The sequence below is a fragment of the Lactobacillus delbrueckii subsp. bulgaricus genome (genome assembly GCF_046938665.1).
In the GTDB taxonomy this organism is placed as follows: Bacteria; Bacillota; Bacilli; order Lactobacillales; family Lactobacillaceae; genus Lactobacillus; species Lactobacillus delbrueckii_C.
In genome coordinates this window covers 1-19,467 of the sequence record NZ_JBKZCD010000007.1, presented here as the reverse complement: position 1 = coordinate 19,467, position 19,467 = coordinate 1, and the positions used below count along the sequence as shown (strand labels likewise).

Here is a 19,467-nt window from a genome sequence, read left to right as displayed (position 1 = left end):
CCTTACTCTTCTAGATACTTGGCCCGGAGCTGGTCACGAAGGACGGGCGTTACGCCCAATTGCCGGGTCAAAAAGGCTTCCATGCCGCCATATTCCTGGTCGATAGTGATCAAGGCACTATCTAAGTACTCATTGTTGACCGTCCCCAGAGACCTGAGATTGGCCCGCTGCACCAGGCTTTCCCCGTTTTCCCGGGCTTCCTTGTCCCTTTTGGCCCGGTAGCCGTTAAGGTAGGGGGCAGATAAAAGATAGTCCTGGCGGATGGTTTCCGGATCAACCCCCAAGACTGTCAGCAAAAAGACAGTCACCAGGCCTGTCCGGTCCTTGCCTTCTGAACAGTGGTAAATAGTCCCGCCTTCAGTTTCAGCCAGATAGGTTAAAACCTGGCCAAAAGCCGCCTGGGCATGCTCTTCCGTCACCATCAGCCGGTAGCTTTCCACCATATGGCGGAAGCCCGCCAGGGGGTCTAAGCCGTACTGCCTGGCTAATTCCGCCAGGCTGGCCCCGGCCTTGGTCTGGTCCCGGCTGTTAACGGGGATATTGACGTTCTGGATCCCGGCTAGCTTTTTATCCGGCCGCTTGCGGCATTCTTGCGGAGAACGGAGGTCGATGATGGTCTTCACCCCGCGGGCCCGCAAATAATTGCCATCTTCTTCACTAATCGCCGCGACCGTCCCGGTCCGCAGCAAAAGTCCGGCCTTGATCTTCCTGCCGGCAAAGCCGGTATAGCCGCCAAGGTCCCGGGGATTGCGGACTGTTTTCAAGGGTAAAAGTTCCTCTGCCATCTTTTCTCCTCCTTCACTTCTTCCTACAATTTTAAAACAAAACAAGGCGGAAGCGCCAAGCTATCCGCCTTATTTTGCAATTTTTCTTTTACATTACTTCTTGACTTGGGCAACGAAAGCAAAGAAGGCTTCCATAACCTTGTCCAGCTGAGCGATTGCAGCTTCGTCAACCAGGTCGCCGCTTTCCTTGTCAAAGCTGCTGTAGGCCCGGCCGATCAGCAATTCGTTGCCTGGCAAAACGTTGGCCGTCATGTCCGGAGCCAGCAGGATTTCCCGGGCATCTTCCTGGGCGCGGGAAGCGCCTTGGCCGCCCAAGGATACGCCAACCACGCAGACTGGCTTGTAGGCCATAACCTTGCTGCCAGCGTGGCTGCCCAGCCATTCCAAAGCGCTCTTCAAAGCAGCTGGAATAGCGTGGTCGTATTCTGGAGTAGCGATGATCAAGCCGTCAGCCTGGTCAACCTTTTCCCGCCAGGCCGCAACGCGGGCATCAGCTTGCCCTTCCTTGTAGAAGGCTGGCAGGTCGCCAATTTCAGCGACTTCAATTTCCGCCTTATCGCCGAAACGCTTGGCGATGAACTGGCAGAGCAGACGGTTGAAAGAAAAATCGGCATTAGTTCCGACAATAGCTAATAATTTCATTTGAAATCCCCCACTTACTTCGTGATTTGTGCGTACCAGGCGTCGACTTCGTCAAAGAAGTGTTCCAGGAAGTCAACGGTGCCGGAAATCTTCAAATCGCCGTTTTCGTCAAAGGCAGTAGCTGCCCCGCCCATCATGAATTCGTCATCGTTGAAGACAACCGGGTGCAGGCCTGGGGAAGCCAAAATCGTCTTCAGCTTGGTCTGTGACCGGGCAGCCCCTTGGGCCAGCGGTGAAGTTGACACGATAACGACTGGCTTGCCGTTGAAGGGGTGAGTGTTGGTTGACAGCCATTCCAGGGCACTCTTCAAAGCGCTGGTTACTGAGTGCTGTTGTTCCGGTGACCCGATCAAAACCAGGTCAGCAGCGGCAACTTGGTCACTCAATTTGGCCACGTCAGCCGGGTCTTCCTGGCCTTCCTTAAACATCGGCAACCCCTTCACGGTCGCGAATTCAAAATCATACTTATCAGCGAAGTGCTTGGCAATGAACTTCAGCAGCATTTCGTTGTAAGACTTGTCAGCGTTAGATCCGTTAAGAGCTAAAACTTTCATAAAAACCACCTTTCAGATTTTCCATTACTCCCCTTATTATACCCAAATTAAAGGGATTTCAGCAGGGTTTTTGTGAAAAAATTACAAGGATAGAAATGCCCGATTGATAGTTTGATTTTTTAAATGGATCAACGGTCAAAAAGGCTTTCCAGCTGCCGTTTGATGATCCGGACGAAGTTGTCCTGGTCATAGTCAATCAGGCCATCGACCAGCATTACGGCCAGGCCGTTGACGATAATCCAGTTAAGGGCGATGAGCCACTTCTCTAGTTCCGGGTCAAGGTCGCGCTGGTACTGTTCGCGAACCTTGGTGTGGCCCAGGTCCATCAAGGTATCGCGGATTAAGTCGTCACCAAATTCCCCATTGACGAAAATCGTTGAGTACAGGCTCCGGTGGTCGCGGGCAAATTGCAGGTAGGAGAGGTCAACATCGTATAATGGCTCGCCAATAAATTTCTTCTGCAGGATTTCATCGCGCAAGGTGCGGGAGACGCGCTTAAGCACTTCCTTGCGCAGGCCATCCATGTTCTTGAATTCCAAATAGATCGGTTGAGTTGAAAAGTGGCCAGTCTGGGCAATGCTGCGGGCAGTCAGGTTCTCGATCCCGTCGGTCAAGGCCTTCTTGTAGGCGATTTCCAATATTCGCTCGCGATCAATCTCTTTCCTTCTGGCCATCATCTGCTCCACCTAATTTCATCATATTTTGTAAACACTTTACTATTTCATTCCTAACCAGAACAAGCTTTTCCAGCTGATTCTATTAGCTTAGACTAATGAATCATCGACAATCAGCTTATAAAAAATGCTTATTCGTACCAATTTATATATTAGCACAATATCTAACCAACGGCGTATTTTTAGTAAAAAGTTAAGCAGATAAACCCTCGTCCCTGCGGGCGGAGGCAAAATAAGGTAAAATCTAAACAAGAGCACAAGGAGAAAAGAGGACAAATTATGACAACACACGGACGTTCATCCTGCACTTCCATCTTGATCGGGAAAAAGGCCAGCCTTGACGGCAGCGTGATTATTGGCCGCAATGAAGACTCACGGACGGCCTGGCCCAAGCACCTGGCCTTCCACCAGCGGCAAGCAGGAGCCCAGACTTTTAAGTCGCATGATAACAAGTTCACAATTGCTTTGCCAGAGGAAGCCTTTGCATATTCATCCACTCCAGAATGGACGAAAAAGTACGGGCTTTTTGAAGAAGACGGGATCAATGAGTACCATGTGGCAATGAGTGCTACGGAAAGTGCTTATGCCAACGAGCGGGTTCTGGCTATCGACCCCTTTGACCCTGAAAAGGGCCTGCTGGAAGAAGCCATGGTGACTATTGTTTTGCCTTACGTCAAGACGGCCCAAGAAGGGGTCAAGCGCTTGGGCGAGATCGTGGAAAAGTACGGGGCGGCTGAATCAAACGGGATTCTGTTTGCGGACAGAGACGAGGCCTGGTACTTGGAAATCGGTTCTGGCCACCACTGGCTTGCCCAGAGAATCCCGGACGACTCCTACACGGTGGTTGCCAACCAGCTGTCAATTCAAGAGATCAACTTTAACGATCCGGCCAACTTCCTTTATTCAGCCGGCCTGCAGGAATTCGTTTATGAACACCAGCTGTGGCCAAAGGAAGCCAAGTTCAACTGGCGGGAGATTTTTGGCACGAGAAGCGAGAGCGACCTGCACTATAACACCCCACGGGTTTGGTACGGGCAAAAGCTGCTGACCCCGTCAGTTAAGCAAGAACCGCAGTCTTTTGACCTGCCCTTTATTCAAAAGGCAGACCGGCCGCTGAGCATCCAGGACGCCCAGACGGTCCTGGCCAGCCACTACAGCAATACGGAATACGACCTGACTAACCCGAAAAACGCGGGCCAGGCAACCTTCCGGCCAATCGGGGTGGCGACGACCCAGGAATCCCACCTCTTGCAGCTTAAGGGCGAGGACATGTACCACTGGCTGGCCATGGGGGTTACGGCGCAGAGCGTCTACATTCCCTTCTTCCCGCAAGGGACCAAGGTGCCTTACATGTGGGGCAATGGCAAGGTCGACTACAGCCCGAACTCTGCCTACTGGATCTTCAAGCTGGCCGGGGTTCTGGTTGACCGGAACTGGGGCAAGTACGGTAAGGAACTGGCCAACGCTCAAACTGAAGCCAAAGAAAAGGTCTTGCGCCTGCGCTATGAATACGACCAGAAGCTGCACGCCAATCCTAGCCAGGCCACGGCGATCGCGGATGAGGCCAATGCCAAGATGGCCAAGACGGTTACGGACATCTACAACAAGTTGATCAGCAGTTTGATTACTGAGCAAACAGGCGATTCCCCGCTCAGCTTCCAGATGGACCCGAATTTGTAAAAAAGCATATTAAAACAGGCGTGAAAGTGCACCATTGCTGCTTTCACGCCTGTTTTGTTGTCACTAATGGTAACTGATCGTCTGGACCGCTCTTTTGGCATTGATTTCCCTAAAGAAGACCGGTGCCGAGACCCCCTTGAGGATCTGGTCGTTGGTATAAGTCACGATCACCGTATCGTCGTAGCCGAGCCCGCGGAGCAGCTTCCGGTTCATGGTCGCCAAGAGCTGCCCCTTTTTAACTTCCTGGCCGGCTTCAACTAAAATGTCGCAGCCGCCCCCACCTAGCTCTACCGTGTTCAAACCCAGGTGGATCAAGAGATCCAGCCCTTCCTTGGTCCGGATGCCAATCTCATGGTTGGTCGGAAACAAGGAAGTAACCGTGCCGTTCAAGGGCGCGTAGATCAAATCGCTGGACGGCTGAACCGCGAAGCCCTCACCCAGTCCCTTGCTGGCAAAAATCTCATCGTTGACGTCCGCGAGCGGAAAGAGCCTACCCTGGACCGGAGCCAGAACCTTGCTCAGCCGGGCCCTGCTCCTTAGCAAATCAAAAATTCTAAACATAAATCAACCTCAAAATGATATTCAGACTAAAATATGTAAGCGCAATCATCATTGTCTAGTTTATCATTTTGATGGTAGTTTTACTATATGTTCCCGCTAACAATTGTCATTTTCCAAAGTCAATTCTCCGCCAAAGGCTTCCAAGCGGTCAACTTCAGCCAGGTTGATCTGGCCAGCAAAAGTCTCGTACTTGTCAGACGGGTATTGCTCAAGGCTTAAGGCATCCCCTTCCTTGCTCTTCAAGACGCCGTATTCCGCTTCTTCCTCATCTTTCATGACAAAGGACACGACTTGCCCGGCAGCTAATCGCCAGAAGTCCTGCATCTGCTTGATGTTTGCTGCTTTACCTTGAACTTCAAAAGGATCTTCTAATCCTTTTTTCTTAAGCTGGCGCCGGCAACGGCTGACATCTTGCAAATACTCTGATCGTTCAATTACTCTGTCAACGGCCGACTTCTTAACCAGCAGCAATGAGTCATCCCGGCCAATTTCGTCGACAGTCAAATACAAGCTGAAGTCGTCATCAGCACACAAGCGCCGGCCAACCGCAAATGAATCAGGATCTTCTTTCAGATGAACTTCACGCAAACTAACTTCCGTTGCATCTTCAGTATCCCGCAACTTAGGATTGTCCAGCAGCCATTCACCTGAAAAAGCGGCTAGCCGCCGGAGTTGACTGACAGCAACTTCTCCTGCAAAAGGCTTGTATTTGCCAGATGGATATGCCGCAAAATTAACTTGCCCGGCAGAAATTTCATCAATATAGCCCCATTGCTGGTAATCTTCGCCTTCCAGGCCAAAATAAACAACCTGCCCAGGCAACAAGTCCATAAAGCTTTCAACTGACTTAGTTAAGCTAACTTTGTCTTCCAGCTTGAAAGGATCTGCCAGGCCTTTTTGCGCCAGCAGCTTCCGCCGGCGCTGGATCTCTGCCAAATAATTTGATTGATCCAAGAGCCGCGTGACCGCTGACTTTTTGATTAGGAGCAGGGAATCATCCCGGCCCAACTCATCCAAAGTCAAGTAGAGCTGCCAGCCGTTTTCTTCAAACAATAATTTCCCGACTTCGAAACTGTCCTCAGCTCCGCCAGTGTAGATTTCGTATAATTTTTCCATCCCTAACGACCTCACATTTTTCACTCGTTTTCTTATTTAAGGATACTCTTTTTCCAGATTTTTTCCGCCAAAAATTCAAATCCGGTCATTTTTCTGCGTATCCGGTCAAAAAAGGCCCCGCCTGAGCGGAGCCTTCTTCTGTTATTTTCTTTGTGTCAACTGCCCGTCCATCATGTCGTAGATGTGGTCAGCGTATTTTTCCAGCCGCGGGTCGTGGGTGACCAAAATGATCGCCTTCCCGTGGTCCTTGGCCAGCTTCTTAAACAAGCGGCCAACTTCTTCTACCCGTTCACTGTCCAGCGATGCCGTTGGTTCATCGGCCAGCAAAATCTTCGGGTTGGCGTACATGGACCGGGCGATTGCCACCCGCTGCTTCTGCCCACCTGACAGATTTTCCGGATACTTCTTGACCAGGTTCTCAATCCCCAAGTCAGCCAAAAGATCCTTTAATTCTTTCTGGCTCAAGTTGCCAGTCTTCTTCACCTTGTCCACCAACTGGAACTGTTCCTTAACCGTCAAGTACGGCACCAGGTTGTAGGCCTGGAGAACAAAGCCCAGCTTGTTTAGGCGCAGGCGGCTGCGGTCCTTTTCCTTCAACTGGCTGATGTCCTGGCCGTCGATTTCCACCTGCCCGCTGGTTGCGTTTTGCAAGGCGCCCATAATCGTCAGCAGGGTACTCTTCCCGGCCCCGCTTGGCCCCATCAACAGGACCACGTTGCCAGTATCAGCGCTGAAGTCAACCCCCTTGAGGGCAACTGTCGCTGCATCCCCCTGCCCGTAAACTTTTTTCACGTTCTTGATTTCAATCGCTGCCATCTTAGCCTCCAATTGCCTGTACCGGGTCAATCTTCAAAATCGTTCTAACTGGGTTGAGTCCGCCGAGTAATGCCATTAGCAGCATCCCGCCGATCGCTGCCACAAAGATGCTTGGCGTAAAGGCCATCGGTGCTGAAGCCGGCATGGCGGCCGCCGTGCCCCAGATAGCCAAAAGAGCCAAGACCAAGGCACTTGTTACCAAAAGCAGACTCTGGCTGACCGTAGCCCAAATCAAGGTCTTGGCTGGTACCCCTTGGGCCCGCAATACCGCGTAGTTTGGCAGCTTTTGGATGGTCAGGATGTACAAGAAGACAGCCACGATTACCAGAGAGATGATAAACATGAAAGAAATCATCAATTCAAAAGTCAGGTTCTGTTCAGAGTAGCCTGGCAGTTTTTGCGTAAATTCCTTAACCCCGTAAGTCTTGAAGTTCTTCCCCTTAACAGACAATTTCCGCTGAGAAATAATCCCGGAAGCTTCAATCCCCGGTGCCACGTTCTTCAATTCCTTCCATGCTGGCAAAAAGCCATACAGGATCGGTTCAATGTTAATCTTGGCATCCTTGACGAAGCCGACGATCGTGTACTTGTGGTCAGACCCGTTCAAGGTCACCTTGTCGCCCAGCTTGTAGCCCTTGTCCTTAAAGCGGCTGTCAGCCGTAACTTCATACTTGCTCTTCGCCCGGCGGCCGGCCACTAGGTCTTGATCCTGGTAGATGAACTCGCCCTTCTTAACCCCCATGTACTGGGCGTTAATCCCGGTCTTGCCCTTCTTCTTGGCCACTACCTGCAGTTCGCCGACCACGGCTTCCTTGTCCGTCAGGTCGATCTTCTTTAGGTCATCCTTGGTCAAAATTGAGCTGTTCATGGACAGGTTGGCATTCTTGTTCAAAACCACGCTCTTGGTCTGCCAGCCCTCCAGGGCCACCGTGTTTTCCCGGGCCAAGCCGTAAGCCAGTCCCCAGGTTGCCAAAATCATGTAGGCGATCAAAAAAATCATGAAGACAATCAAGCCGTAGCGTTTCTTTTCATGCTTGATCTCTTTTAATGCTAAAAACATTTTTTCTGCTTTCTTCCTTTCTTATATCTTTCCCCTAGTCCGCCTTTTTACTAAACAGCTTCTCTAAAGCCTCACGTTCCCGGTCTAAGTAAAAAGCGGCATTCTCCGGGTCCAGCAGCGCATCCTTGATCGCCTCATGCGACAAAGCCATAGCTGCCCAAGCACAAGCCGGCAATTGCCGGGGCTTCTTGCTTGGCAAAAGGGCCTCGTTAGCCGCGTAGTGCAGGCGGATCAAGTCATAGTACTGGCTGCCAGTAGCCTTGGTTACAAAGTCCTTGGTCATCTGGTAGAGCTCGTCTGCCCCCATCCGGCCGGTCAGACCCGTGTGCAGGTCCCGCATGGCCAGCTTGAACAGGTACTGGTAAGCATCCGTCAAATCCTCAAAGTACTTGTAAAAGGCCCCCCGGGCAATCCCGGCTTCCTTGACGATCCGCGCCACCTGGGCGCTGGCCAAAGTATGGGCGCTGAATTCCTTGAGCAGGGCCTCTGTTACCCGGTCCTGCTTGTCTTTGCTTAAATTCTCAAAAGTTGCCTTGACCATTTTTACCTCCATGACACCGTGTCACCCTCAACTATTTTCTAATATATGCCTAAAGTGACACCATGTCAACAAGAAAAGTGACGCGATGTCATTTTTCTTGCACAAAAAAGGGCTGCCGGAGCAGCCCTTCCCTGTGATAATTAATTTGTGAAGCTTAAAAATTAAAATGTTGTTTTGTTGTTTTTGTTTTTATGTACTTATTGTTAGGTACTTGTTCTTTTCGGTTTTTGGTTAATTCTTGATTTGCTTAGTTGATTAGTTCTTGATTATTTTTGCTTCGGATTTTTGAAGCTTGCCGCGCGGAGGGACCGTGCTTTAGTCTAACGGGAAGATCTTGTCTGGGTTAAGGATGCCCTTAGGATCGAAGAGACCCTTGACCTTTCTGAGCAAGTCGGTGTAGTCCTTGCCGTAGAAGTCTTCGTAGTAGTTCTGGCGGGCGTAGCCAACCCCGTGTTCACCGGACATGTTGCCGTCCACTGACTTGGCGGTCTTGTAGAGTTCGGAGATAACGGTGTCGCCCTTCTTGGCGAATTCTTCGTCAGTCATGTCGTCTGAGCAGAGGTAGATGTGCAGGTTACCGTCGCCAGCGTGGCCGAAGTTAGGAATCCGCATGTTTTCTTCCTTTTCCAGTTCTTCGATCCGGTGCAGAACCAATGGAATCTTGTTGATCGGCACGGAAACGTCGACTTCGTCCATCTTCGGAGTTGACTTTTGGATGGCCAAAAGCAGCTTTTCACGGGCGTCCCAAATGGTCTTGGCTTCGTCTGATTCAGCGTTCAAGACAGTTTCCTTCAAAGCGTGGAATGGCTTGACTGCTTCCAAAGCTTGCGCCAATTGGGCTTCAGCGTCGCTGGCCGTGAAGGAGTCGATGCCCAGGATGATGAAGCCGTCGCCTTCCTTGATTGGGAAAGTTGCGTCGTAGTACTTTTCCCACAGGTTCAAGACCTTGCGGCCCATGTATTCAACAGTGGTTGGCACAACGCCGGAAGCCAGGATAGCTGGCACTGATTGGATGGCATCGTCCAGAGTCGGGAAAGGAATGATGGCGTTCAAAGCGTGCTTTGGTCTTGGGTAAAGACGGAGAACAGCTTCAGTGATGACGCCCAAAGTCCCTTCTGAACCGATGATCAGGTCCTTCAAGGAGTAGCCGGATGATGACTTAACTGACTTGGAACCGAACTTGTAGACCTTGCCGTCAGTCAAGGCAACCTTAACTTCCCGGATGTGTTCACGGGTTACCCCGTACTTGATAGCCTTCAAGCCGCCGGCGTTGGTGCTGATGTTGCCGGCTACAGTAGCCCAGTGCATAGCTGGTGCTGGCATGTAGGTAAATGGCTTGTCTGCCAAAAATTCTTCCAGTTGGTTCAGACGGATGCCTGGTTGAACAGTGATGGTCAAGCTGGCTGGGTCATAGTCGATAACCTTGTTCATCTTAACCATGTCCAGGGAGATCCCGCCGTGCACAGTCAAGTTAGCCCCCATCAAACCAGTTGAGTTGCCCCGTGGAGTCAAGGCAATTTCGTGGTCGCTGGCATACTTCAAAACGCTGGCTACTTCTTCAGCCGTGGTTGGCTGGATTACCAGGTCAGGCATAGCCCGGACAGTCTTGAATTGGTCGTGGTCCCAGTGTTCAGTTACTTCAGTAATAAAACGTTCTGGGTCGGCAATCATTGGCCGCAAGTTTTCAATGTCTTCAGCAGTTAACTTATGATATTCCATTCTAGCTCACCTTACAGTTTTCTTTTTTGTGTTTCAATCTCTGTTTCTATTAAATCACATCTGAAAGCGTTGTCAATTTTATGATTTATTGCACAAAAGGAAAAAGGCCGGTCAGCAAGCGCTTCCCAACCTTTTAAAAGTGTAAAATTTTTTTCTTTTTTCGTACTTTGTGAAAAATCGTCATGCCTTCTTCCGGAAAACGACCCGGTCTGCCCCACTTTGGTCAGGGGCAAAGGCATAGCCGAAGTCGGTGAAGTCCGGCAGGTCGGACAAGTCCCGGCCCCCTTCCGCCAGCCAGCGGACTAAACGGCCCCGGGCCATCTTGGCATGAGTTGCCTGAGTCCGCCATTTGCCGTTTTTCTCTTCTTGGAAGACGACCTCAAGCAAGCGGTCGCCCTCTTTTAAGAACGGAGCCAGGAGGCGGCTGTATTCCTTGGAAGCCAGGTTGAGGACCACGGAATCATCTTGGTAGAGCTCTTGGTAAACTTTTTCTCCCCAGAATTCATAAAGGCTCTTATACTTAAAGGCAGGCAGGGGGCTCTTCATTTCCAGGCGGTAGGGCACGATCCCGTCAAAGGGGTGAAGGCTGCCGTAAAGACCGGACAAAACGCGCAGGTGCTGATCCAGGTAGTCTAGTCCGGCTTGGTCTAAAACATCAGCGGCCAGGTACTGGTACTGCAGACCGCTGTAGGCAAAGAGGGCTGGTACTTGCGGCTGAGTCAGGTCAGCAGCCAGCATCTGCCGGGCTTCTTCGGTGATTTTGGCATTGGCCCGCCAGACTTTTTCCAGCTCAGCTTGATCTAAGGAATGCAAATAGGACCAAAGCTCCTCAGCCTGGTCGAGGAAGACGGGCTGGCTTTTCGGCAAAAAGCCGCCGTCTGTCTGCATTTTTTTAGCGGGGGAAATTACAATCTTCATTTTTTACATCCTATTAATAATCTAGTAAAATAAAACATGTGTTTAACAATAAGGAGGAGCAAGCATGATCAACCCTGATTTTGCGATTATCTTAAATTTTAACCCAACTGGGGCAAATGTAAACGCGGATGCTCTGGTCCGCCGGGCAAGGGACATCGGTGCCCGCGCCGTCAGCGGCCGGGAAGAATTAAAAGCGGCCTGCGAAAAGTACACCATCGCCTACCTGCCAGACCAAGCTGGAAAGCACTACAAGGCAGATGAAGTCGTGGACGCTTTGCTAGCTGCCAGAAAGGCCGGCCAGGCCTTAGTCGTTGACGTGGACGGTGAAGACGAAGCTGACCAGGCGGCTTTAGACGCTTTGAACGCCTGGATGCACAAGTTTGGCCACGCGGTCAATGAAGGCCAGGAAAGTGCCTTGTCAGCCGACGCGGCAGAGGCTTTTGTCTTGACCAACCGGCACGCGCCCTACCAGGCCTACCTTTTCTTAAAGGCCCCTTATCCTGCAGAGGTCAAGGTGACAGGCCTAACGGAAGAACCAAACCGGATCGAATGGATCGACGGCCGGGAAGAATGTGATTTTGTTTTTGAAAACGGAGTCCTGACGGTTCAGTTAAAGAAGCAGGAAAGTCCTTTTGCCTGGCAACTGATCCGGATTCAAGGCCACCGGCCGGAGGACGATATCGCGGAGACGAAGTTTTAAAATGATATTAAAAAATCCCTCCGTACATTTTAATCGCTAAGCGATTCGTGTTATACTGAACACAATCTTTTTAATGAACAGATTGGAGTTACTAATGACTTCTCGCAAAGACTACCGGAAGAAAAACACTCAAGGCAGCAAGTATCTGATTATCGCGGGCCTGGCGGTTATCGCCCTAGCCTGCGCTGGTATTTGGGGGCACAATGCCTACCAACAGCACCAGGCAACCGTTCTAGCGGAAAACAAGAAGCAGGCGGCATATAACAAGAAGCACTTCAACGCCAACGTTACTATCTATGGCGTCAAGGTGGGCAAGCTGACGGTTGACCAAGCGGTCGAAAAGATCCAGGCCAAGGCCGTGAACAAGCTGGTCTACAAGGACGGCAAGATTACTTCTGTCCGCGACAGCAAGCTGACAACTATCAGCAAGGAACGGGTGCAGAAATACTTTGACAAGCAGTACACCCAGCTGCCGACTGACCAGAGCTACAATTACGAGAACACGGCTCTGAAGAAGGGCAAGAGCAAGCTGAAGGCCATTACCGCGGCCAGCGTGAACTACTCTGTAGCGGGGAAGACTTTTACCCTGGCAGCTAAGGACTACTTGACCCAAGTCAGCTACTACAACGGCGCTGTCCACTACGACGACGCAAGCAAGCTGACGGCGAAACTGGAGGCCATGAACAAGGAAGTCAAGACTTTGGGCAAGAGCTACAAGTTCAAGACGCCAACCGGGTCAACCATCACCGTTACCAACCAAAGCTACGGCTGGGGGATCTGGACGGCCAGCGCCAAGAAGGCGGTTCTGTCAGCTTATGAGACTGGCAAGAAGACCATTGACGGGAAGAACCACATCTATGGCGAAGGCTACACCACGCAAGGTTTGGGCTACGGCAAGAGCAACAACGGGCTGGGCAACAGCTATGTAGTTGTGTCAATCGCCAGCCAGGACATGTGGGTAGTGGTCAACGGCAAGGTGGTCGTAACTGTATCTGACGTGGTTACAGGGACGGCCAACAAGGGCGACAATGCCACCCCACCTGGTGTTTGGTATATCATGTACAAGCAGCAGGACGCGACTTTGCGAGGGCAGAACGATGACGGGTCGAGCTACGCTTCCAAGGTCAGCTACTGGATGCCATTTACCATGAGCGGCTGCGGCCTGCACGACGCTTCATGGCGGACCGACTGGTCAAGCACGGCCTACCTGGAAGGCGGGTCACACGGCTGCGTCAACATCCGGCCAAGTGAAATCAAGTCTGTTTGGGACGCGGTTACGGTTCACATGCCAGTGATCGTTTACTAAAACGTAAATTACATATGAAAAAGGATCTATCTTCATCGAGAAGGTAGATCCTTTTTTTGGTATGCAAGATATCTTTCTATTTATCAGATAATTCCTTAAGTTTCTGGACAGGTTCGCTCTCCATGAGCTTTCTCTTCTCTTTCTCCATGAGGATACCTGCCTGCACCCCCTTCAAGAACGGGGCTGACCGCTTCAAAGCCTGGCCACCAGCGTAGCCTAAAGCCAGCAAAAGGGCAATTCTCTTAGCATGCTTCATCTTCATTACGCTCACCTTATTTCTCACACATCTCTGACCATTTCCTACTACTTATATTATAACGCTTTCTCCGGTTCGGATGATACAAAATATTTTCAGTAAAACATGGTTGTTTATTATGTGCAATCGGTTACAATGTAGATGTAATCGTACATTCTTTGAGGTAATAAAATGAACAACGATTTTAAAGATATCATGCAAAACAGAAAGTCTATCCGGTGCCTCACTCGTCTCCATGCAACTGATGCTGGTTGCCCGTGAACACGGTTACGAAACCAACCCAATGGCCGGCTATGACGCAAGCAAAGCAGCCGCAGAATTTGGCTTAAATCCAGAACAATACATTCCGGTAATGGCCATCTCCATTGGCAAGCCGGACCCAAGTGAAGTCGTTCCTGACACGGTTCGCTACGATGTCAAGGATGTAACAGAATTCGCTTAAACTTAGTCTGAATACATACAAAAAACTGTTTCCAGCTCTTACCGGAAACAGTTTTCTTATGCTCTATTAATGTTTAACTAAGTTTGCGACTTCGCTACCACTGACATTGAACAGGATTTCTGGCTGTAAACGCTCAGTAGGTTCAACACTCGGATAATCTACGCCTGCAAACGTCTTAAGCACGGCCATCAAAATATGCTTCATCCCCTCTGGAGGAATCGCCATACCGATTTGGCGACGAACGCTTTCTTTCCCACCAACAAATACGTAGTCATCTGGGAAAGTCTGTAAACGCGCACGCTCTCTATTTGTTAGAGCGCGATTTTCACTCCAGTGATACATATGAGTGCCACCACCGCCAGAACCCGTTACCGTATAAGACGGTTTATTGAAGGTCAAGCGCTTATAAATGTTGGAGAGTTTTGCCCCCTTAACATGCAAACGCAATTCTTCTGGAATAGACAACGACCATGCATTGCCACCTTCAGGGATATAATTAAGCATATCAACAGTACGTTTGTTGTGATGAGTCATTTCATTGTTTGACGCATCAGCTGGAATCGGTGGATTAGTCAATGCTTCACCCGCCGTCTTGTAGTCAGACGGGTTTGGCGTAGTCGGTGCTGGGACATGGAACTTGATCCCCTTTTCCGCTAAGTCGTTTCTGATCCCAACAATAATGATACGGTGTCGCATCTGAGGAACGCCATACTGTTCAAACTTGTAAAAGTTTGGTGTCAGAGTGTAACCAGCTTCTTGCAATGCCTTCAAAATTTGAATGAAGGCTTCACCTTGGTTTGCCGACGTCAGCCCACCAACGTTTTCAGCCACAAAAACTTTAGGCTGATATCTCTTCAAAACATGTACGCCATAGCTATAAAGTGGACCATAAGTCCCTTCAAGACCTTTATGCTTCCCCACCACTGAGTAGTCATTACATGGAAAACCAAAAATTAAAGCATCAATGTTTCCAAGCTTCTCATCGTCATCTAGATTAAAATTACGAACATCTTCACAGTAGACTGTCTTTGCATCTGGATCATTAAGAATGTTCCGCTTATAGGTTTCAACAGTGTCGGGATCATATTCATTAGCCCAAGCGTGGGTAAATCCCCATTCTACGCCGTTCTTGTCTACGAAATGGCTTTGCTTGGCGGCATACGCTCCACCACCAGGGCCAGCAAAAAGTTCAGCAGTCCTAAAAATCATATTTGAGCTCCTCAGTAATCAGTTTTCTTGCTACAAAAATCATTATCAAAACATTTGTTTTGGCATATGACTATGCTAACATTTTACCTTTTTTGAACGCAGCAGGCAATAATAATGTACCGTACCTCTATTTCCACTGTAATACAGCCAAATAATACGCGCACCACATAATTCTGACAAACTATTTTTTAGCTGATAGAATTTAATTGAGCATGGAACTAATAAGAATATAGTTTCAATTTCTTAGAAATGAGGTATGACTGATGTCAATTTTGTATACAGATATTAGACCGATGATTAAACCAAGTGGCAAGAAGGTAATATCAGAACAATTTGAAGAATCTCTTGCACAATCTGATAAGCTTGAGATTGCAGTAGGCTATGTTTCTGTAAAAGGGCTCCAAAAAGTCGATGAACTTGTAGAAAAATATAATATTAAAGACGTTAAGCTGATTTGCGGAATGTATTCCGTTGATGGAATACCCAGCAGCATTCGCAATGAAATAATTCGTCTTCACAAAAAGTGGCAAGCCAGTGGAATTGGTGACTTATACATTGTCAGAAGTATGGAATATCACGGCAAGCTGTACATCTTCTGGAAAGATGGCAAACCGTTTCTCAGCATTCTAGGATCTGCAAACTTAGGTGCCTTAGATCCAACCAGCCGTACCTCACGTCAATACGAACTCTCTAAAACGACTGAAGACATCGCAGAGAATCAAGAGCTATCTGTATTTATCACCAATTTGCTAGAGAAATGTTGTATCACTGTAGAGAAAATTGATGAGATCAAGACTGTTCACGAAAGAAACGACTTATTGACCAATATTGAAGATGTATCTGAATTAACTGAATCATCAGTTCAACACTTCAACGAAAAAGAGAACGATATTTCCTTTCACATTCCAATCAAAGCTCCAAAGTATGCAAATCGTTTCAGTACGGATAGAAAAGACTTTGCAAGTTCCAATATCAATGTGTGCTACGGAAACGGCAGAAAAGGCAAGAACGGTAAAGTTACTCCACGAAACTGGTTCGAAACCCAAATCACTGTTAGCGTAGATATCACCCGTGAACCTGATTACCCAAAAGACAAGCCGTTTTTCCTGGTAACCGATGATGGATACATGTTCGAAGCACATACCACTGCTCAAAATAACAAGCAGTTGACAGCATATGGTAATGACCGTATCTTTGGTAGATGGATCAAAGGTCGCTTAGTTGCATCTGGGCTGCTAAAGCCTTTTGATAATAAAGATGGCGATCCTGATAGACTTGGTATGGTAACTGAGGAGATGCTCAAACAGTCTCACATGACGACGCTCGAATTACACAAGACCAATGAGAAGAGACTTGGCAAAGTCTTCAAACGAAATGAAAAGAACCGCCTGGACAAGAAAAACTGGACAGAAGAGCCTTTAGATGTTTGGACGATCCACTTTTGTGATTAGCTTAAGGAAGTAATTGATGGGCTACTTAGATAACTATATAGATAAAATCAGAAATGAAGGAAAAACCGGCTTTGCTGATTCAATTGAAAAGACCGCAAAGCAAATAGGAGAAAAACGACTGTCACAATTTGACTATGCGTCCCATCAAATGGGACTCCTATTTGGCAACATTCAATCTGGGAAGACTGGACATGTTTTTGGGGTAATGTGTGAAGCCGTTGACCTCGGATTTCCCTTCTTTCTGTTTCTGACTACTGACAATACTACTCTTCAAGATCAAACCTATGACCGGGCAAAAAACGACTTGACGGATTTCGTAGTATGCAACGAAAATGAAGAACAAAAATTTAGGAACCACGGTGATAAACCCGTAGTAGTTGTTGTTAAAAAGAATTACCGAGTTCTTAAAGCATGGGCAAATAGATTCAGAAATACAAACATGCTTTTAGGAAATCCACTATTTATCATTGACGATGAAGCAGACGCCGCATCTTTGAACACCAAGGTCAATCAAGACAAAGTGTCATCGATCAATAAATATCTTCAAGATATTATTGATACAGCCCAAAGCAGCATCTACCTGCAAATGACTGGTACTCCTCAATCCTTGTTATTGCAATCAAGCATCTCCGGCTGGCATCCCCTTTTCGTAGACTACTTCGAACCAGGAGACGCCTATCTTGGCGGCAACTTCTTCTTTCCGAAAGACAAAACACCAGATTTTGTGCGCTTTATTGACAGCGAATCTGCTTCAAACTTAGCTCGTGATGTTGTCATTCGACATTTAGTTGTAACGGCACAACTCTTCCTAACGGGTCATGAAGTGTCTAATTGCTTAATTCATACAAGCCGCTTGCAGTCAGAACACAACAGAACGGCAAGGGAAATCAGCAATGTACTTGACGAGCTTTCTGAATCATCCGATGATCCTAAGTTAAAAGATGAAATGAAGAAAGAATATGACACGCTTGCTCCTGTAAAAGATCCAAAGCAGTCTTTTGAAGATATCTATCAACTCGTTCAAAAAATCTTGAGTAAGAAGGAATTCAACATCGTTAAGTTAAACGGTTCAAGCGCTGATACAAGTGAAGACTATGCAAACGGGTGTAATTTCGTAGTTGGTGGTACCAATCTTGGTCGTGGCGTAACGTTTAGTCAGCTACATACTTTCTATTACGCACGCACGAGCAAACACCCACAAGCAGACACAATGTGGCAACACAACAGAATGTTTGGGTATGATCGCGATAAGGGGCTTATCAGTCTCTTTATTACTCACGAGCTGTACAACCTGTTCTCTGAAATTAATGAGACAAACAACGCAATCGTTGAGCAAGCCCGAAAAGGAGAAAAAATTACTATCAGCTATCCTGACGGATTAAATCCAACACGTGAAAATGTGTTAGACAAATCTTTGCTTAACATTCTTCCAGGCAACAGCAACCACTTCCCGTCAAATCCTCACAATAATACTTTTGATGAGATTTCCAAAATGGTGGAAAAGTTTGATGGAACTGAAGCACCTCAAGCAGTTCCTCTTCAGCTAATTATCAAGATTTTAGACAAATTTGAAGATGACAACTTCAATTTTGCTGGATACAAGAGCATGATTCAATCTGAAATGCACAAGACTCCACTTGCTACAGGCATGCTTATGGTAAGACGAGACCGTAACATTACCTATGGCATGCGGGCCTTACTGTCACCAAATGACTGGGCTGCTACAAATGCATTTACCGACAAGTTTGTCTTAACGCTCTATCAAGTAAACGGTGACAATCCAGAATTGAATTGGCCCGAAGGGAAGAAACTCTGGGTGCCAAACATCAAACTTCCTGGCACTAGCAACATTTATATGATTGACTAGTTCCTCAAGAATAGGCAGGTAATAGCCTGTGACGTATGAATTTAAGACCAACCCTAGGACTAGCAAACGAATGTCCAAGGTTCATTCTACCGAAGGAAAGGACGAAGTCATCATTCGCAAAATCCTTTGGAAGAATGGCATTCACTACCGAAAAAACTATAAAGATCTTCCGGGAAAGCCAGACATTGCACTCACCAAATACAAAGTTGCGGTATTTATCGATGGAGAATTCTGGCATGGCTATGATTGGGAAAACTACAAAAAACACATAAAGAGCAATCGTGACTACTGGATTCCTAAAATCGAGCGCAACATGAAGCGGGATCAAGAAGTCAATACAAAGCTTAAAGAAATGGGATGGACAGTATTGCGCTTTTGGTCTAAACAAGTGCTCAAAAATCCAGAATACTACGCTGAATTGATCATGATGTACACTCGCAGTGATGAATGAATTATTAGTCAAAATCATTAATAATTCTCTTCTTTCTCTTAACATAAAGTTGTATCATAATTAGTGAACATGGTTTTCACAATTATGAGGTAAAAAAGAATGAAGAAGTTTCAAAGAGTACTAGCTGTTTTGAGCGCTATGCTTGGACTGATTACTATTATCAGTTATAATACTCAAACCGTTTCCGCTGTAAAATATGGTCGAGGTAAACAGATCGTTGTACCTAAAGACTTAAGAGGCAAATGGTATAGCTATGATGTAGGTCGTGATAGCAACAAACATGTCATTAAATTCACCAAATACACATTTTCTGGTAGCTTAGGAAACAATATGCACATCTATGCTCGCAATGGCTATCCTAGCTACCATTACTACGCTCAGACAAAGAAACAAATAGCTGAGAACAGAGCTATTGAAAAAGCATCCAAGCACTGGGTCGCCGGTTATTACAGCCGTATTTACAAGAAGCGTTACTTTTGCGTTGGCTATTGGTACTCAATGAGAGAGCATTTCCCATCCTTCCGGCGTGTCAATCGTCGTATCAATGGTAAAAAAGTCGGTGTCTTAGTATACTTCAATGGCTACAATTGGGCAAACTACTATCCAACTAAGGCATTAGCTAAGCAATACAAAAATGTCTCTATCCATGGTTACAAAGACCTTTCATTCAAATAGCAACTAAAAGACTACAGTCCTTTTACTGGGACTGTAGTCTTTTT

The 19,467-nt window shown here is 47.7% G+C and carries 21 protein-coding genes; 8 read left to right on the top strand and 13 right to left on the bottom strand.

The features are described 5' to 3' along the window. Window positions 1–2: 2 nt before the first annotated feature. The 4 genes from ACLUXO_RS05130 to ACLUXO_RS05115 all read right to left on the bottom strand — a co-directional run bounded on the left by ACLUXO_RS05130 (window position 3) and on the right by ACLUXO_RS05115 (window position 2,658). Window positions 3–785, bottom strand: coding sequence for a tyrosine-protein phosphatase (locus ACLUXO_RS05130; protein WP_412136611.1), 783 nt, complete (start codon window positions 783–785; stop codon window positions 3–5). Window positions 786–878: 93 nt separating this feature from the next. Then, complete coding sequence (locus tag ACLUXO_RS05125) at window positions 879–1,427, bottom strand: NADPH-dependent FMN reductase (RefSeq protein WP_412136610.1); 549 nt, start codon at window positions 1,425–1,427, stop codon at window positions 879–881. Window positions 1,428–1,441: 14 nt separating this feature from the next. Further along, window positions 1,442–1,981, bottom strand: coding sequence for an NAD(P)H-dependent oxidoreductase (locus ACLUXO_RS05120; protein WP_412136609.1), 540 nt, complete (start codon window positions 1,979–1,981; stop codon window positions 1,442–1,444). A gap of 128 nt (window positions 1,982–2,109) precedes the next feature. Further along, window positions 2,110–2,658: a TetR/AcrR family transcriptional regulator gene (locus ACLUXO_RS05115; protein ID WP_412136608.1), complete on the bottom strand. Its 549-nt coding sequence runs from the start codon at window positions 2,656–2,658 to the stop codon at window positions 2,110–2,112. A gap of 276 nt (window positions 2,659–2,934) precedes the next feature. Here ACLUXO_RS05115 and ACLUXO_RS05110 point away from each other — a divergent pair, with 276 nt between their 5' ends. Beyond that, window positions 2,935–4,335, top strand: coding sequence for a C69 family dipeptidase (locus tag ACLUXO_RS05110; protein WP_412136607.1), 1,401 nt, complete (start codon window positions 2,935–2,937; stop codon window positions 4,333–4,335). 63 nt (window positions 4,336–4,398) lie between these two features. On the opposite strand, the gene ACLUXO_RS05105 is transcribed toward ACLUXO_RS05110, so the two are convergent. From ACLUXO_RS05105 to yaaA, 7 genes are all read right to left on the bottom strand, one after another. Further along, window positions 4,399–4,896: a PTS sugar transporter subunit IIA gene (locus tag ACLUXO_RS05105; RefSeq protein WP_412136606.1), complete on the bottom strand. Its 498-nt coding sequence runs from the start codon at window positions 4,894–4,896 to the stop codon at window positions 4,399–4,401. A gap of 96 nt (window positions 4,897–4,992) precedes the next feature. Continuing rightward, entirely contained in the window at window positions 4,993–6,012 is a 1,020-nt protein-coding gene (locus ACLUXO_RS05100) for a hypothetical protein (RefSeq protein ID WP_412136605.1), read from the bottom strand. Window positions 6,013–6,153: 141 nt separating this feature from the next. Next, window positions 6,154–6,828, bottom strand: a complete 675-nt coding sequence (locus ACLUXO_RS05095) for an ABC transporter ATP-binding protein (RefSeq protein WP_412136604.1) — start codon at window positions 6,826–6,828, stop codon at window positions 6,154–6,156. 1 nt (window position 6,829) lies between these two features. After that, on the bottom strand, window positions 6,830–7,888 hold the full coding sequence (locus ACLUXO_RS05090; protein WP_412136603.1) for an FtsX-like permease family protein: 1,059 nt from the start codon (window positions 7,886–7,888) through the stop codon (window positions 6,830–6,832). Between the two features lie 34 nt (window positions 7,889–7,922). Continuing rightward, window positions 7,923–8,429 carry a TetR/AcrR family transcriptional regulator gene (locus tag ACLUXO_RS05085; RefSeq protein WP_412136602.1) on the bottom strand — a complete coding sequence of 169 codons (507 nt, stop codon included), beginning with the start codon at window positions 8,427–8,429 and terminating at the stop codon, window positions 7,923–7,925. 315 nt (window positions 8,430–8,744) lie between these two features. Then, on the bottom strand, window positions 8,745–10,148 hold the full coding sequence (locus ACLUXO_RS05080) for an FAD-binding oxidoreductase (RefSeq protein ID WP_412136601.1): 1,404 nt from the start codon (window positions 10,146–10,148) through the stop codon (window positions 8,745–8,747). Window positions 10,149–10,328: 180 nt separating this feature from the next. Then, window positions 10,329–11,066: a peroxide stress protein YaaA gene (gene yaaA, locus ACLUXO_RS05075; RefSeq protein ID WP_412136600.1), complete on the bottom strand. Its 738-nt coding sequence runs from the start codon at window positions 11,064–11,066 to the stop codon at window positions 10,329–10,331. 64 nt (window positions 11,067–11,130) lie between these two features. Between yaaA and ACLUXO_RS05070 the strand changes: the two genes are divergently transcribed. Together ACLUXO_RS05070 and ACLUXO_RS05065 are read left to right on the top strand one after the other, a co-directional pair. Beyond that, the gene (locus ACLUXO_RS05070; protein WP_412136599.1) at window positions 11,131–11,766 is read left to right on the top strand and encodes a hypothetical protein; all 636 of its coding nucleotides are present in this window, start codon (window positions 11,131–11,133) and stop codon (window positions 11,764–11,766) included. 94 nt (window positions 11,767–11,860) lie between these two features. Then, window positions 11,861–13,072, top strand: a complete 1,212-nt coding sequence (locus ACLUXO_RS05065; RefSeq protein WP_412136598.1) for a L,D-transpeptidase family protein — start codon at window positions 11,861–11,863, stop codon at window positions 13,070–13,072. 76 nt (window positions 13,073–13,148) lie between these two features. Here the strand turns inward: ACLUXO_RS05065 and ACLUXO_RS05060 are convergent, their stop codons facing one another. Beyond that, window positions 13,149–13,334: a hypothetical protein gene (locus tag ACLUXO_RS05060; protein ID WP_412136597.1), complete on the bottom strand. Its 186-nt coding sequence runs from the start codon at window positions 13,332–13,334 to the stop codon at window positions 13,149–13,151. Window positions 13,335–13,509: 175 nt separating this feature from the next. Between ACLUXO_RS05060 and ACLUXO_RS05055 the strand changes: the two genes are divergently transcribed. Further along, window positions 13,510–13,770, top strand: coding sequence for a nitroreductase family protein (locus ACLUXO_RS05055; RefSeq protein WP_412136643.1), 261 nt, complete (start codon window positions 13,510–13,512; stop codon window positions 13,768–13,770). Window positions 13,771–13,836: 66 nt separating this feature from the next. Here ACLUXO_RS05055 and ACLUXO_RS05050 read toward each other — a convergent pair whose 3' ends face one another. Further along, window positions 13,837–14,979: a DNA cytosine methyltransferase gene (locus ACLUXO_RS05050; RefSeq protein WP_412136596.1), complete on the bottom strand. Its 1,143-nt coding sequence runs from the start codon at window positions 14,977–14,979 to the stop codon at window positions 13,837–13,839. Window positions 14,980–15,242: 263 nt separating this feature from the next. Between ACLUXO_RS05050 and ACLUXO_RS05045 the strand changes: the two genes are divergently transcribed. The 4 genes from ACLUXO_RS05045 to ACLUXO_RS05030 all read left to right on the top strand — a co-directional run bounded on the left by ACLUXO_RS05045 (window position 15,243) and on the right by ACLUXO_RS05030 (window position 19,423). Then, window positions 15,243–16,430 carry a restriction endonuclease PLD domain-containing protein gene (locus tag ACLUXO_RS05045; RefSeq protein WP_412136595.1) on the top strand — a complete coding sequence of 396 codons (1,188 nt, stop codon included), beginning with the start codon at window positions 15,243–15,245 and terminating at the stop codon, window positions 16,428–16,430. Window positions 16,431–16,446: 16 nt separating this feature from the next. Continuing rightward, window positions 16,447–18,297 carry a Z1 domain-containing protein gene (locus ACLUXO_RS05040; RefSeq protein ID WP_412136594.1) on the top strand — a complete coding sequence of 617 codons (1,851 nt, stop codon included), beginning with the start codon at window positions 16,447–16,449 and terminating at the stop codon, window positions 18,295–18,297. 28 nt (window positions 18,298–18,325) lie between these two features. Beyond that, window positions 18,326–18,748, top strand: a complete 423-nt coding sequence (locus tag ACLUXO_RS05035) for a very short patch repair endonuclease (RefSeq protein WP_412136593.1) — start codon at window positions 18,326–18,328, stop codon at window positions 18,746–18,748. A 99-nt stretch (window positions 18,749–18,847) separates the two neighbouring features. Further along, entirely contained in the window at window positions 18,848–19,423 is a 576-nt protein-coding gene (locus ACLUXO_RS05030; protein ID WP_412136592.1) for a hypothetical protein, read from the top strand. Window positions 19,424–19,467: the final 44 nt, after the last annotated feature.